This is a genomic window from Pseudomonas sp. Irchel s3h14 (genome assembly GCF_900187425.1).
Classification (GTDB): Bacteria; Pseudomonadota; Gammaproteobacteria; order Pseudomonadales; family Pseudomonadaceae; genus Aquipseudomonas.
Genome location: NZ_FYDJ01000002.1, coordinates 595606 through 609638 on the forward strand (window position 1 = coordinate 595606; position 14033 = coordinate 609638).

A 14033-nucleotide genomic window follows, 5' to 3' on the forward strand; every position below is an offset into this window, starting at 1 on the left:
TGAAACAGCCTGCCTTCGCGGGCTGTTTAAACCACTCCAAGGATCGAAGCCATGAACGCAACGACACAAAACAGCTCATCCCTATCCGAAACGCTTCAATCGAGAAAAGCCCACCTCACCGCCCTACTCAAGATCGTGGATACCAGATTCGGAAAAAGCACAGCGATGCAAAAGTTCACCATCACTGCGATCAAAGCAGAAATAGGATTAATCGAGCACAAGCTGAACAAAAGATGATTTAAATAAACGGAAGCTTAGCGAAAGCTTCCGTTGCATTAAAATTCGGCAGGCCAATAGAGGACGTTCTTCCAGACGCCCCCTATTTACTTCTGCCCGCTAGAATCCATCGTGTCGTTGGGGTTTCAAGCATGATGTCAGGGTGCCACCTTCAACAATGAGCAACATCACTCATGGGGGCAGCAATGATCAAGGGACAGTCAATCAAGAGTATCGCGCGCCTGATAGCTGAGGCAAAAGGTGCGAATCATGTGATGTTCGTAGTTTGTTGGGATTCTGTAGCTCCAACTCGACAAAAAGAAATTGGTATTCATTATCTCCAGAATGACGGGGATTCAATCCTCGCCTCAGATACCGGAAAAATCTCAAGTTTTAATATCAGCGGTAAAGAAATTAAGCGAAAGGACCTTCCGCTAATAAAAAAAATGATACCTCAGTATCGGACATGGAAAGATTGGCATGGACGAGAACATGATGGCATCCAGCATCGCACTATGGATGTATACCCTATAGACTTCATATCTCCTCCATCTGAGAAACTATCGCTTAAAGATATTGGCGGCGCGATGTATATCGCCACACGACAAATAGATTTGTCGAGCGACCCAGCATCGGTCATACACCTAGCCAATCTGCTACTTGAATATTTCGGAGAGTTTGAAATATTTGATTTATCAAAACACAAAATATCAGACGTGTTTGCACGCCAGCTTCAATGGGAAGTACTACCCCAAGGGAAATACCCTTGGAGCAAAGCATCTAGCATTGTAACTCCTTATCTAACAAAGCTTAGCCAATCTGAAAAAGGAGTTATCGAACATAGAATGCGAGAAATATCAAAATACGAACCCGATTTTTTAGCAACAGGTCGCGGCGGATACTCCGGGTATTTTGTTTATGGATTTACATCTAAAAGGCTCCACTTCCTAGAAAGCATACACCTCAACAATGCTACATATATATTTGGCGACAACTGGGAAGACCTTTCATCCCTGTCAAAGGAAGAAATTATAAATGGCGAACATGAGCACTTAAGAGTAATTCATGATAAAAAGTGGATCGGGAAAATTCGTCAATTATTACGCGCATAATCGAGGCCGCACCTGATTAATTTTTCATTAAAGGATCTGACATGAAAGCTTTTTGCGTTTTCAATAATAAAAGGCGGAGTAGGGAAAACAACTCTGCTTTGTAATTTGGCTGCCTATTAGCCACTATAACTTTGTGCCTGGCGTCCGTTGTTGGCCGATTTCTGTCTGTCAGGAAGGGCAGAAATCGACCCGAACCGGTCAGTCGTGACAGGCAGAAAACGGCCCAGAGTGTGTAAAAAGTTATTGAGCCGGTGAAGGGCGATAGGCGGCCAGCAGCGCCCCCATGCCCATCAGTAGCACGCCAGTGAAGCAATTGAAGTTGCGCAGATTTTTCGATTGCAGGTGGCGCTGCAAGCGCGCACCGCACATGGCATAGAACATCATAATGACGATATTCAGGGTGCACAGAGAGATCAATAGGCAAGCATATTGAGGTAGCTGCGGCTGTGTGCTGTCGACGAACTGCGGCAGGAACGCGGTCATAAAGAGCAAGGCCTTGGGATTGGACAACGCCACCAGCAAACTGCGGGTAAAAATACCCACCGAGCCTGCACCCATGTTCTTATTCTGCTGCTCGGTGGACAGCGGCAAATTGCGCGAACGCAGCATCTGCCAACCCAGCCAGATCAGATAAGCAGAGCCGATCCATTTCAAGGCCTGGAATAGCGTCTCGCTCGCGGCCAGCAACAACCCCAAGCCACAGGCCACCGCGGTGATCAGCAGTGCGTCGGCCAGCACTGCCCCGGCCATGCCCCAGAGCGCAGCCCTGAATCCATGATTTGAACCATTCTGCAACGCGAGCAGAACGGTTGGGCCAGGTATGGCAACGATTGCCGAACTCATCATGATGAATAGAATCAAGGTGGTTAGCGGCATACAAATATCCTGTTGAAGTTGAAACGCAATGAGCTTTCAGGTTGATCGCAATTACAGATAGTCCTTCATTTCCTGGAGATCCCCTAAGGAAGGATTGATACCATATATCGCCAATTCATTTATGTTGATTGTCGGCGACAAATCCAAACCCCCAACAAGGCTTGAAAAAAGGATAATCAGCCCACCCATAGCCCCCGTCACCCAGTCGGCTGGCGAGACCGTTCGGCACGTTGATGGTGCAAGCTGGAGTCGACCTTTTACCGCGCTGGGCCAGCGAGATGTTCGATGTCTCCCTGAGCCCGCTGAAAAGCAAACTGGTTCGTGTAAGCGTCAAACGCAGTTTGCCTGTGCTGCGTTGGGCGGTACGTAATTGTTCATTGAACCGCGCTCGTCGGCGTATGGGACTGACTGAATAGCTCAAACCTGACAGTCTATTTTGAAGGACCGCTTTTGGCCGATTGCTGCCTGTTAGCACAGGCAGAAATCGGCCAGTAGCTGTCCTTTACTGCAACTTTTCCCTAGGCACACGCCGAGTGGTTTTGAGCATTTTCTCCGCATCGTTTTGGGGAACATTGGCCCAGCGAAAATAGAACTTCTCGAGCCGGAATGAACCATCCTTAACCTCAGTGACAGCCCAGTTGTCTCGATAGGGAACCGTGCTGGTTTGATTGGCGATGAAGTAGGTTTTGCCCTTCTCGACAGTAATTGTGAAGCTGCCATCACCCAGATCGCCAGCTAGAAAGTTTTGCCGTTTGGCTTGTACTGCATGCGTGCCAGGCAGCAGCGTGACCGTGAAGAAACCACCGGAAGGGAGCATCCCAACGTGCAGACCATCCACTTCAATATTTTCAGCCACCCCAGCCCCGACTGTATTCGGTTGCCGCAGGAAATAGACCGTTGCGCTGTTTGCGCTGACCTCGGCCGGTGCCTGGTAGAACGGTTGCCCTTCTAAGGACGGGGCGCTGGCGCAGCCCTGAAGCAGCGCGGTAGCAGCGATAAGCGCAGCGAAAAAAAAGGTGCGTGGCATAGCGGGTTTCCTATCTGGTTTTTCGGCAGTATGCGAAGGGGCAAACGGAAGCGAGCCGCGTTTGGGATGGGAGGCGGTCCAGTTCTTGGGCGGACGCGTTGCGCCGGCGAAGTATGCCATCGCTCCCATACGTAACCAAATTGCGCTAGGCGTTTTCCCTACTCTCAAGAGGCAGCTATTGGCCGCTATTGGCCGAGGCTGTGTAAAAACGTTTTTCAGCGCCATTGGAGCCCTGTGTTGGACAGAAAATCGCGTTTCTACGCAAAATCCAGATCGGCTGAGCAGCCGATAATTTTCAGATTTCGCATAGACGCGCAAACTTCAATTTTGACGAAGCGTTTTTACACACTCTGGGCCGATTTCTGCCCTTCGAGCCGGATAGAAGTCGACCCGAAACGGCCGTTCACACAGGCTTCATTCGTCCAGAATCAGCCACTCCGGACATCCTGCTATCGGGCCATAAGCAGTAAACGAGAGGTGCCTGCTCTCCGTAGGCATTGAGCGCCCTGTCGAGTAATATCGTGTAATGGCAAAATTATGGCTCTTAGAATCAGCAGACTTTTGAGTGCCGAAACGTTAAAGGAAGCGAGTTGATGGGGTGCTTCGAACGCCGCACACATCAATCTGCAAAAAACAATAGGGGAAGCAAATGGCTGATGGATTCCAAAAGACCGGTTTGTGGCAGTCTTCGCTCGCTCCAATTTCAGATGACCCGTTAGAGCCGCACCGTACGCGTCTCCGAGCGGCCTTAATGACATGTAGAGAAAATATCAAGCCTATTGTCGAGAAAATCGCGCATGTTTTGCCTGGGCTTACCGTCCATGACATTACACACCTTGATGCTCTTTGGGAAACTGCTGATTTAATAGCGGGTGAGAATTATCCTCTAAACCCACTAGAAGGATTCGTTTTTGGTTTGTCCGTGTTACTTCATGATTCTGCGATGTGCTGGCAAGCATATGAGAATGGTCGCGAAGGTGTACGAGATTCTGTTGAGTGGCAGGACGCCTACGCACACGAATGTGACCAATCGCCAGATCTGACAGAAGAAGCGCGCCAAGCGGCTGCGGACTTTACTGCGCTTCGAGCACTGCATGCCCATCAGGCTCAGAAGCTCACGGAGATTGGTTGGAAGCATCCAGATACAGGTCAAACTATGTATTTGATCGATGACACTCAACTTCGCACGGAGATAGGGCCCCTCGCGGGGAATATTGCGTCCAGCCACCACTGGAATACGGAAGCTCTATCAATGTCATTGGGGGAGCAGTTCAATGCCCCTTTTCCACTTCCGTCAGAATGGTCAGTAGATCCAGTAAAGATAGCGTGTCTGTTACGGTGCGCCGACGCGGCTCACATCAATCAAGCAAGAGCGCCATTGTTTTTATATGCACTAATAAAGCGCCAAGGGGTATCTCTGGAACATTGGCGGGCTCAAAACAGAATGATGGGGCCATCGCCCGACACAGGCGATCAATGCAATACGGCGGTTATCTACACATCCAGTCGGCCTTTCCATGAGAGCGATGCGGCTGCCTGGTGGGTGGCTTACGATGCAGTTTCCACTGTCGCTCACGAAATCGCTTCATCTAACGAGCTACTTCGCAATCGTACTCGGCAAGCAGCGCCAGAATTCAAAGTTAAAAGAGTTAGTGGCTCGGAGTCTATTGAGGAATTAGTTCGGCATTTACGCGTAGAAGGGTGGATGCCATGTGGGGCTAAGCCGCATGTTAGTAATGTAGAGTCCTTGGTGAAGGAACTGGGAGGGCAGAACCTCTATGGTAAAGGTTCGCCGATACATCTTTTCGGAATCGTTTTGCGAGAGATGATACAGAATGCCCGAGATGCTGTTGTTGCCCGTAGATTTATAGAGCCTGGTTTCGAAGGTGAAATTATCGTGCGTTTCACTGAAAGCGGACAGCTGTCTGTTGAAGACAATGGAACCGGCATGTCGCGTAGAGTGATGACAGGGCCACTACTAGATTTTGGGAATAGCTTTTGGAAATCGTCACTAGTCCAAGCTGAGTTTCCTGGTCTTCGCTCATCTAAATTTCGGTCAATTGGTCGTTTTGGAGTTGGTTTCTATTCGATTTTCATGATTTCAGACTCTGTTGAGGTATCAAGTAGATATTGGGACAAGGGACTAGCCGATGTAAATACACTCGTTTTTAACTCAGGTGTTTCTCTTCGCCCGATTCTTCGGAGTGGACGAGTTAACGGGTTTTCCTCAAATATATCTACAAAGGTTACAGCGAGATTAAAGCCCGGTATTTTGTCGTTCGGGGAATCGATTGCGCTTAAGCCCTCTTATTCGGGGTCAAAGGAGTTCGAATGCACTTTTGAAGATTTTATTTCCGCGCTTACCGTTGGTCTCGACGTTCCCGTTCGAGTTTTTGTTACGGGCAATACCCCTGTTCAGATCCATGATGGTAGATGTGCAGATATTGAGAAATCACGACAATTGCTAAGTCGCATAAGCTTCTTATCAAATCGTGATGATATTACCTTGCAACAATATATTGATAGTAATCACCATAGATTACGTCCGATAAAAAGAGGAGACGACGCCATTGTTGGTATGGCGGCGATATCAACTCATCCTGCGACGAACCAAATGCTTTTGGGGCTCCGCACTGTGGGCGGACTACCTGCATCCATTGGGGTCGGAAGCGCAGAGTCGTTTATTGGGTACATAGACTATTTGCCCGCATCTGCGAAGCGTGATTTAGATATTCCAGAGGCGCCGAAAGACGTTTTAAGGTCATGGGGTGAGGAACAATTAGACATCCTTGAGCGTGAAGGTGTAAGCGATTTTGAACGATGCATTGCTTCAGCGCATTTTGGTGATTTTGGCGTCGACCCAATTAAGTTTGCTAGAGTTCTCGTAACAGTAAGTGGTAACTCGTTCTTCATTAGCTACCAGGCGTTAGCAGCTGCTGCCGAGAACGCGGAGATAGGCATATTTAAATCACCTGAAATGGACCACGTAGATACATACAGCTCAGCAAATGAATTTCCGGGGGTTATCCTTATTCGACCGCTGGCAAACTCTCCGTCATGCAATCTTAAAATGGTAAATGGCGAGCCTGAGGCTCTCAGCAGTATCATTGGGTGTCTTCATCGGGCAATCGCAGATAGTGGGAAAACTCCAAAATGGCAATTGCGAGAAACAGATATCCCATCAATTTTTGGGAAAACGATGAAGCTTCTAGTGGTAACTGCCACCTGACATTGATGCCAAATATAAGCTCTATATAGATGAAGTGATTTGCCAAGCGACGGAGAGAATCCGTCGCTCTGGATCGCCATGTTTTTGTAGATGCTTCCGATCACGCCTCTTTGTTGGAAGCAGCCTGAGGGCAATCGTCCGCTTTTGGCCCAGAGTGTGTAAAAACGCTTCGTCAAAATTGAAGTTTGCGCGTCTATGCGAAATCTGAAAATTATCGACTGCTCAGCCGATGTGGATTTTGCGTAGAAACGAGATTTTCAGTCCAACACAGGGCTCCAATCGCGCTGAAAAACGTTTTTACACAGCCTCGGCCGATTGCGGCCTACGGTTTTACACAAATTTGTAAACGCTGCTGTAACACCTATTTGGCATGTAACACCCGATGCAGGTGAAAGGACGAACAGTGTGTAACACGAATAAAGCTCAATAAATTCAATCAGTTAAGATCGCTCGTAACACCCGCAACACCTGTAACACGTCTTTCCCCCCCCCCACACCCCATCGATGATAGCGCCACCAGCGAAAGCAAAACTGGCTTGGTATCGACTAATGCATAAATTCGAATGCTGGGTTGCCGAACGTCACGACGCTTGAGAGGTGCCGTCCGCCGATAACGCTCAGGGGAGATGGATCGACCAGAGCACCGACATCGCCAGGGACCCTGGGGATGTTCAACAAGTACGGGGTCGGAAACCCGCGTGATCGTGTTAGCGGAAAAGTGCACAGCTTAGTGAACAGGTGAACCGGGTGAACTGCTGTTCACCTGTGCATTTGCCCTATCGCTTGGTAGCTCGCCGGGGACCCTGGGCATTTCGATGGGTACGGGGCAGAGAACCCGCGCGTTCGTGTTAGCGGCTGGATTTTTTAAGTTAGTTGACAGGTTGACGGCGTTGACTCGGTTGACCAACGCCAAGCGTGCGTTATCAGCAACACAAAGGGGCATCATTACCGACACGGTAACGATGCCCCTTTTTCTTCAAGATCCTTTCAATTTCAACGTTTGAAATTTCAGTAAGCTGCGTAGCCTGTCGCTAACACGATGTCGCGGGTTTCCGACCCCGTACCGTGAGAAAAGCCTCAGGGTCCCCGGCAGTTTTCCGGGTTCGGTAACAGGACTTTGCGCTTCGCCAACAGCACGGCGCCGAGCTGCCGGTCATCGGCTAGTATCAACAGCCAAGCTACCAGGTCGGTTGGCAGTCAGAGTTAGGGAAAGCGCTATGGATATGATTCGTGTGATCTCGTCGGCAATCACGGCTGTGGGCTACGACGCCACCACAGGCTGGATGAAAATCACGTTCAAACAAGGACGCACATACGACTTCTGCCGCGTGCCATCAGACGTACATCAGGGGTTGATGGCGGCTGGCTCCAAAGGGTCGTATTTCGACAGAGTCATTAAAGATCGCTACCAGTGCTAGCTCCTTGCATGGGTAAGCTTTCAAGCCAATACCCTACCAGCAGCATGGACCGTGTATGCCCACGTGTATGCCTAACCGAATCACTACTACCCAAACCCTTATAGAATGGGCCCCACAGCCTCCAGTTCAAACGACGCCTGGGCACCATACGTAGAAACGAGAAAGCCTCAGACCGCAGGGTCTGGGGCTTTTTTTTGGGCGTTGTCTCGGGCGCCCTTTTATTTCAAACACTATCGCGCACCACTCGCGAAAGGAGCGGAGCGTGTTAGGCCGGTATCAATCGACCGGTTCGGACAAATGCCGCAAAACTATTTTTTGCCCGGTGCGCCTCACGCTCTCCAGAATGCCCCTAGGACTTAATCAAAGGGAATTTCATGCGATTGATAAGGAATGCCGACAAGGGTTTCAAACAAACCGAAAGCCCCAGCAATGCCGCACGATTGGTGAAGGACGCGCTCATGCGAGGTCGACACAACATCAACGGACTTGCCAATTTTGGGAGCCATTCCCGCATCAGCGACAGCGAAATTGTCGAGTCCGTCCGTAAGGGTGATTTGCTGTTGGTAAAGGAACGCATTGCCAGTTCAGGCAGTGGCTTCGTAGCTAGATCAGCGCCAGCGCCTGAACCGGTCTACATCCCCCCAAAAGATCCATGGCCACAGACCAAGCCTCGCGACGATCAGGTCTTTGCCAAATCTTGCATCCCCGATAACTGGTGTCGCACCGACGCCGGCACCGCTTCGGAACCCGCTTCGAACTTCGGCAAGGTAATGGTCGCAGGCGCCATGCTTTTTCCGTCGGCCAGTACCGCCGTAGCGACGGCACTTGGCGCCGATCTGGCACTAGGTCGCATGGCCGGTGGCGGCATCCTGCAGCAGCGTCTCAATTGGGCGATACGCGGTGCGGGTGGGCCTGCCAGTGTTTTCATACTGGGCATGCTCCCGACGAAGATGGATGACGGGACGCTCCATACCGACACTCAATTGCGTAGCATGACCCACGCACCTACCCGTGTGCGCTTTCAGTTTCGTCGCGATGCCGAGGGCGCATTACAAGTCTACGGCATCCATACCACCGCATCAGGCGACGATACGGTACGCACGGTGCAAGCCACGTGGAACGCCGATAAAACAGCCTTGGAAGCCAAGCTCAATGGCATCACCATTTTGTGGACGCCCCAGCGCGGGCCACTGGGGCAGATGCCCCCACTGATCTACCCCGACAACAGTGGCGAACAACTCGGCAGCATCCTGGTCCACCCGATTCCGGACAACTACGACAGCCAGATAGAAGGTCTTCCCGGCGAGGACATCAACACCGATGACTGTATTCTGGTGTTCCCGGTAGATACGGGCTTGAAATCGCTGTATGTGGTGTTTGCTCGGCCTATTGGCGGCGACTACAGCTACCATCCTGCCCCCAAAACACTGACGGCCTTCCCAGACGCCACACGCGCAAAACAAATGTCGAGCGTCCAAGGCGGTGGCAAAAAACGAAGTCGTTGGAAAGATCGCAAGGGCAGAATTTATGAATGGGATTATGAGAACGGCAGAGTTGAACTCTACGACAAGCAAGGTAAGCATTTGGGAGAGTTCAACCCCGATACAGGGGAACGTACAAAGGGTGCTGAACCAGGGCGAACCACATCAAAGTGATATCGGAGAGCAACAATGTTTTTAGAGATTACGGGCTTTCTTGCAGGCGACAACGAAGACGATTCGATCAAGTTTGAGCTCGACGTAAGCCCTGTATTTGAGCAAGCGGTTATGGACGTTTTGGGTTGGGACAGCTTAGCGGCGGAGGCTAATGGCGAGCTTCCATTAACCGGTGGGCAGGTCCAACAATTAGAAATAGCGATCCAACAGTCATTACCGAAAGAATTGGAGCTATTCATCGGCGTACGGGCATAGCAGGAGTTAATAGCGGAAGTTCGACGAAGTGCGCACCTCACCAGGCCGATGACCGTCAAACCACGTTTAGATCGTCGGTCGCGGGGCGCTTATGATCAACTTCTGGGTAGTTTCTTGGGTGACTTCTTGGGTAGTTTCTTGGGTAGTCGGCATTTTTTTGGTCAATCTCCCCGCCCCCTCGGGCGATGTTGGTAAGAATTTCAGTTGTTCGGTAATCCCGAACTACTGCCGCTGAATAGACGATGCACAAAAAAACCGCCAAAGCGGTTTTTTCATTCTGTCGTCCAATCGAACTCGTCGTATTCATCATCCTCTTCGTCCTCGACCACTTCATCATCAAGAACGTCGTCCTCTACCGCCTCTTCTGCCTGCTTCGCCAGCAGAAACTCCTTACGACTCTCAGTAACAGCCCGCCGTAATTCCTGACCCTTCACCGGGCAGTTGAGCATTTGGGCGATGCGGTCGATTTTTTTCGCCATGGCTTCCTCCAACGCATCGGCTATAGGTCGATAGTGCGCGCTTTCGGGTGTCGATGCCAAATGACTGACCGCCCTGCCTCTCAGTTTTTCTGCAAATCCTTGAGTCTGGCCGTGAGATTTTCCTTGGGAAAGCGTTTGTGCAATGTCGCCATCAGGTCAGCGGCCGCTTGAGCCTGACCAGCCTTTTGCAGGCGGATCACTTCCCTTAATTGATCGTCGATAAACTTTGCTGGAGCTATCGCCGAGCGTTTGCTGACCTTCGCTTCATCAGCCATTTCAGCGCTGATGGATTCGCTCTGCGCGGGCGCGGCAAAATCGGCCATTGGCGCCGCAGGCGCGGGGGCGGACATCGCGCCGGCCGGGGCCGCCAGCGAGCGAGCAACCGAAGGTGATACCTCTGCGGCTTCTTTTTTCGCGACCGGCGCAGACGCTTTGGGTGCAGGCGCGAAGTCATAACTCGGCGGTTGCTCCTCCGTGCGTTGCACCAGTGCAAGCATCAGGGCCACACCGACGAGGCTGGCAAATGCGACTTGCCAACGGGGTTTCTGGCAGGCCTGGACCCAGCGCTTCCACAGACCTGGCTTCTGCACCGGGACTTCGCGCTGTGCGGTGGCCAGGATGAAGGCGTCGAGATGGGCCGGCGGTTCGCTGGTCGCGTGTTCACGATAGTGCTTCAACACTTCGTCTTCTGGCGTAGGACGGGCGTCAGTCATGTCAGTACCTCCTCGGCCAGCAGCCGACGCAGTTTTTGCTGGGCGTAGCGCAAGCGGCTTTTGACGGTTTCCAGCGGTGTTTCGGTGAGGGTGGCGATCTGCGGCAGGTCGAGATCGCCGTGGGCGCGCAGCAGGAACACTTCGCGCTGGTCAGCGGGCAGGTTTTGCAAGGCCGCTTCGAGGCGTTGGTTGTCGCGGCTCAGGCTCAGCAGTTGTTCGGGATCAGCAGCGTCATCGCTCAGCGCGTGGATCTGTTCGTCATAGCTGTCGTGCAAGGGGTTGTGGATTCCGTGTTTGCGCCAGTGATCGATCAGGCGGTTGCGGGCAATCTGGTAGAGCCAGGTACGAAAATTCGCCCGGCCTTGTGGCTGACTGGTGCTGCGGATCAGGCTCAGCCAGGTGTCCTGGTAAACCTCTTCGGCCAGCTCGGACTTGCCGCTCAGGCCGAGCAGGAATCGGTAGAGCCCTTGGCGGTGACGGGCGTACAGAATCTCGAACGCCGGCCTGTCGCCTGCGCGATAACGGGCCAGCAGCGATTCGTCGCTCGATTCAGGCGCTGACATTTCAGTTGTAGCCTCCTTTAAGCGGCTCACTATTCGATGCGGTGGTGGTTCGCAGACTTTGCGCCAACTCCACCAATTGCACGAACTCTGCCCGCAGGCCAAATCGATCTTCGCCCCGTGCACCGCGAGCCAAAGCCTCGGTGTCCTTCAGACTGAAATCACCGGTATAACGCCCATCCTTGAGCTGCTGGGAAAACGCCGCCACGGCCGCCGCAAAACGAAGGTCATCACTGGCTTTGCCGACCTGACCGTTGGCGATCGGCCGCTCGATCAAGCGACTGTTCCCACCTTCGGGCAACTGATATCGCACGCGCAGCATGGCCATTTCCCCAGATTTCCCGGAAGCAACTGCCCCGGAGTTGCCATACCGCAGCGGCTCCAGCCAGCCCTTCTCACCCTTCGGCACGATTTCATACAACGCCGTCACCGTATGCCCTGCGCCGATTTCACCGGCATCGACCTTGTCGTTGCTGAAATCCTCACGCTTCAACGCACGATTCTCATACCCCAACAGCCGATATTCACTGACTTGTGCCGGGTTGAACTCCACTTGCAGCTTCACGTTCTTCGCCACGACCGCGAGGGTCGAGCCGAGCTGATCCACCAGCACCTTGCGCGCCTCGCGCAGGTTGTCGATGTAGGCATAGTTGCCGTCGCCGGCATCGGCCAACTGTTCCATCAGGTGTTCATTGTAGTTATCCACACCAAAACCCAATGTGGTCAGGGAAACGCCGGTCTTGCGTTTATCCACAGCCATTTGCTTGAGGCTGTCGAAGTCGCTGATACCGACGTTGAAGTCACCGTCGGTGGCCAGCAGGATGCGGTTGATGCCTTTGGGAATAAACGCCTGCTGCGCCATCTGATAGGCCAGTTCGATGCCTGACGCCCCAGCGGTTGATCCGCCGGCGGTCAGTTGCTCGATGGCGGTACGAATTTTCGCTTTGTCACGTCCGGAGGTCGGCTCCAGCACCACACGCGAATCGCCGGCATAGACGACCAATGAAACCCGGTCCTGCTCGCGCAATTGATCGACCAGCAATTTCAGGGTGCTTTTGACCAGCGGCAACCCCTCGCGTCGGTCCATCGAGCCGGACACGTCCACCAAAAACACCAGGTTCGCCGGGGCCAGTTCCGCAACCGCGCGGTCCGAGGCCTTGATGCCGATGCGCAGCAATCGGGTATGCGGATTCCACGGCGACGGCGCCAGCTCGGTGGTCACGCCGAAGGGCGAGCCATCGGAGGGCAATGCGTAATCGTAGGGAAAATAATTGACCATCTCCTCCAGTCGTACCGCACCTTCCGGGGGCAGGCGCCCTTGGTTGAGCAAGCGGCGGACGTTGGCGTAAGCACCGGTGTCGACGTCGGCGCTGAAGGTCGAGACGGGCGCTTCGACCACGCTGTGAATCGGGTTATCCGCCAGCGCTTGATACTGCTCCCGCTGCTCATCCCGATATCCCTGCGGATACGCTTCGCCCGCTGGCATCGGCGCATAGCTTGCCGTCGGTGCCGGGTGAACGCTGCGCTTGGCCATCGAAGTGTCTGCCATGACAGCCTCGCTGCGCACCATGACTTCAGCCGGCAGCGCACCTTGGGCCGGTGGCGGAACCGAGGCGGAATCAGGCTTGGATGAAACGCCGCAACCGGCAATGGCCAGCAGCAACCCGGCGGCGAAACCCTGGGCGGCCGGGCGGAGGAAATGCAGAGGGAGGGACATGGGGGCTGACCTCAGGAGGAAATTGATCCATTCATCCTCTGAGACGGACAGCCCCGTCGATTCGGGTTAAGACCGCTGAAAAAAAACTTCAGCGGTGATAACGCCGCACCACACTGCTGTTTTTCAGCACATGGCCTTTGATTTTTTCCAGTAGCTGCGCGCGCGTCAGGCCGGCGGGCAAAGCTTCCGGCGCCAGGTCCAGGGCGTAGAGCTGGATGATGTAGTGGTGGGAGCTGTCGCCGACGGGCGGGCAAGGGCCGACATAACCGGTGGTGCCTTTGCTGTTGGTGCCACCGACGCCTTCAAGGGCGGATTTTGCGCCGACACCGGCGGCAATCTGATGAGTCGTGGCTTTGATGCCGTAATGCACCCAGTGATCGACGCCTTGGCCTTTTTGGCCGTCAGGATCGTGCATGACGATGGCATAGCTCAACGTACCCGCCGGCCCGGCGTTCCAGTTCAGTGCCGGTGACGCGTTATGCCCGCCACAACCCGGGGCATCGCTGGCGGCCGCTACCGTGAACAGTCGGTCATCCGAAACACCTGGGATGTTCAGGGTAAAACGCTCCTGGGCCTGCGCCGGAAATTGCACGCAAAGGGCGACTGCAACGGCCGCCAGCCAAGGGTTAAAAGAGGTCAATCGGGGCATACCGGAGCACCTTGTGCGGGTGGGGCCGTCGTCGGCGTGCAAACTATAGCCGGACCGTTCATTTGGTTGCAGTGGGAATTGGCTGAACCTCCAGATAAGCGCCAAACTCTTAAGTGAAACGCCTGCC

At 53.2% G+C, this 14033-nt stretch carries 13 protein-coding genes and 1 pseudogene; 7 read left to right on the forward strand and 7 right to left on the reverse strand.

All coding sequences use genetic code 11. The features are described 5' to 3' along the window. Positions 1 to 51: 51 nt before the first annotated feature. A complete protein-coding gene (locus CKW16_RS06365) occupies positions 52 to 237 on the forward strand; it encodes a hypothetical protein (protein WP_095127672.1) in 186 nt (61 codons plus the stop codon). A 185-nt stretch (positions 238 to 422) separates the two neighbouring features. Continuing rightward, positions 423 to 1328 carry a hypothetical protein gene (locus tag CKW16_RS06370; RefSeq protein ID WP_095127728.1) on the forward strand — a complete coding sequence of 302 codons (906 nt, stop codon included), beginning with the start codon at positions 423 to 425 and terminating at the stop codon, positions 1326 to 1328. A gap of 240 nt (positions 1329 to 1568) precedes the next feature. Here the strand turns inward: CKW16_RS06370 and CKW16_RS06375 are convergent, their stop codons facing one another. Beyond that, positions 1569 to 2204 (reverse strand): LysE family translocator, encoded by a 636-nt coding sequence (locus CKW16_RS06375; protein ID WP_095127673.1) that lies wholly within the window; start codon positions 2202 to 2204, stop codon positions 1569 to 1571. A gap of 194 nt (positions 2205 to 2398) precedes the next feature. On the opposite strand from CKW16_RS06375, the pseudogene CKW16_RS32450 reads away from it, so the two are divergent. Continuing rightward, positions 2399 to 2620: pseudogene (locus CKW16_RS32450) on the forward strand (histidine kinase); the annotation flags it as partial. Positions 2621 to 2706: 86 nt separating this feature from the next. On the opposite strand, the gene CKW16_RS06385 reads toward CKW16_RS32450, so the two are convergent. Continuing rightward, positions 2707 to 3231 carry a DUF2846 domain-containing protein gene (locus CKW16_RS06385; RefSeq protein WP_176471521.1) on the reverse strand — a complete coding sequence of 175 codons (525 nt, stop codon included), beginning with the start codon at positions 3229 to 3231 and terminating at the stop codon, positions 2707 to 2709. A 649-nt stretch (positions 3232 to 3880) separates the two neighbouring features. Here CKW16_RS06385 and CKW16_RS06390 point away from each other — a divergent pair. From CKW16_RS06390 to CKW16_RS06405, 4 genes are all read left to right on the forward strand, one after another. Beyond that, complete coding sequence (locus tag CKW16_RS06390; RefSeq protein WP_095127675.1) at positions 3881 to 6460, forward strand: ATP-binding protein; 2580 nt, start codon at positions 3881 to 3883, stop codon at positions 6458 to 6460. Between the two features lie 1217 nt (positions 6461 to 7677). After that, positions 7678 to 7878, forward strand: coding sequence for a KTSC domain-containing protein (locus CKW16_RS06395; protein WP_095127676.1), 201 nt, complete (start codon positions 7678 to 7680; stop codon positions 7876 to 7878). A 374-nt stretch (positions 7879 to 8252) separates the two neighbouring features. After that, positions 8253 to 9533: an S-type pyocin domain-containing protein gene (locus CKW16_RS06400; RefSeq protein ID WP_256580447.1), complete on the forward strand. Its 1281-nt coding sequence runs from the start codon at positions 8253 to 8255 to the stop codon at positions 9531 to 9533. A gap of 15 nt (positions 9534 to 9548) precedes the next feature. Beyond that, positions 9549 to 9788, forward strand: a complete 240-nt coding sequence (locus CKW16_RS06405) for a pyocin S6 family toxin immunity protein (protein WP_095127677.1) — start codon at positions 9549 to 9551, stop codon at positions 9786 to 9788. Between the two features lie 272 nt (positions 9789 to 10060). Here the strand turns inward: CKW16_RS06405 and CKW16_RS06410 are convergent, their stop codons facing one another. The 5 genes from CKW16_RS06410 to CKW16_RS06430 all read right to left on the reverse strand — a co-directional run bounded on the left by CKW16_RS06410 (position 10061) and on the right by CKW16_RS06430 (position 13906). Then, on the reverse strand, positions 10061 to 10327 hold the full coding sequence (locus CKW16_RS06410) for a hypothetical protein (RefSeq protein WP_256580448.1): 267 nt from the start codon (positions 10325 to 10327) through the stop codon (positions 10061 to 10063). Positions 10328 to 10347: 20 nt separating this feature from the next. Next, positions 10348 to 10980, reverse strand: a complete 633-nt coding sequence (locus CKW16_RS06415; RefSeq protein WP_095127679.1) for a hypothetical protein — start codon at positions 10978 to 10980, stop codon at positions 10348 to 10350. Then, positions 10977 to 11543 (reverse strand): RNA polymerase sigma factor, encoded by a 567-nt coding sequence (locus tag CKW16_RS06420; RefSeq protein WP_095127680.1) that lies wholly within the window; start codon positions 11541 to 11543, stop codon positions 10977 to 10979. The genes CKW16_RS06415 and CKW16_RS06420 overlap by 4 nt, the downstream gene beginning before the upstream one ends. A 1-nt stretch (position 11544) precedes the next feature. Further along, positions 11545 to 13257, reverse strand: a complete 1713-nt coding sequence (locus CKW16_RS06425; protein ID WP_095127681.1) for a VWA domain-containing protein — start codon at positions 13255 to 13257, stop codon at positions 11545 to 11547. Positions 13258 to 13345: 88 nt separating this feature from the next. Then, a complete protein-coding gene (locus CKW16_RS06430) occupies positions 13346 to 13906 on the reverse strand; it encodes a YbhB/YbcL family Raf kinase inhibitor-like protein (protein ID WP_095127682.1) in 561 nt (186 codons plus the stop codon). Between the last annotated feature and the right edge of the window lie 127 nt (positions 13907 to 14033).

What these genes read in the sequence shown, in the direction of transcription:
- CKW16_RS06365 (WP_095127672.1), top strand. Translation starts at nt 52, where the DNA reads ATGAACGCAACGACACAAAACAGCTCATCCCTATCCGAAACGCTTCAA.
- CKW16_RS06370 (WP_095127728.1), top strand. Translation starts at nt 423, where the DNA reads ATGATCAAGGGACAGTCAATCAAGAGTATCGCGCGCCTGATAGCTGAG.
- CKW16_RS06375 (WP_095127673.1), bottom strand. Translation starts at nt 2,204, where the DNA reads ATGCCGCTAACCACCTTGATTCTATTCATCATGATGAGTTCGGCAATC.
- CKW16_RS06385 (WP_176471521.1), bottom strand. Translation starts at nt 3,231, where the DNA reads ATGCCACGCACCTTTTTTTTCGCTGCGCTTATCGCTGCTACCGCGCTG.
- CKW16_RS06390 (WP_095127675.1), top strand. Translation starts at nt 3,881, where the DNA reads ATGGCTGATGGATTCCAAAAGACCGGTTTGTGGCAGTCTTCGCTCGCT.
- CKW16_RS06395 (WP_095127676.1), top strand. Translation starts at nt 7,678, where the DNA reads ATGGATATGATTCGTGTGATCTCGTCGGCAATCACGGCTGTGGGCTAC.
- CKW16_RS06400 (WP_256580447.1), top strand. Translation starts at nt 8,253, where the DNA reads ATGCGATTGATAAGGAATGCCGACAAGGGTTTCAAACAAACCGAAAGC.
- CKW16_RS06405 (WP_095127677.1), top strand. Translation starts at nt 9,549, where the DNA reads ATGTTTTTAGAGATTACGGGCTTTCTTGCAGGCGACAACGAAGACGAT.
- CKW16_RS06415 (WP_095127679.1), bottom strand. Translation starts at nt 10,980, where the DNA reads ATGACTGACGCCCGTCCTACGCCAGAAGACGAAGTGTTGAAGCACTAT.
- CKW16_RS06420 (WP_095127680.1), bottom strand. Translation starts at nt 11,543, where the DNA reads ATGTCAGCGCCTGAATCGAGCGACGAATCGCTGCTGGCCCGTTATCGC.
- CKW16_RS06425 (WP_095127681.1), bottom strand. Translation starts at nt 13,257, where the DNA reads ATGTCCCTCCCTCTGCATTTCCTCCGCCCGGCCGCCCAGGGTTTCGCC.
- CKW16_RS06430 (WP_095127682.1), bottom strand. Translation starts at nt 13,906, where the DNA reads ATGCCCCGATTGACCTCTTTTAACCCTTGGCTGGCGGCCGTTGCAGTC.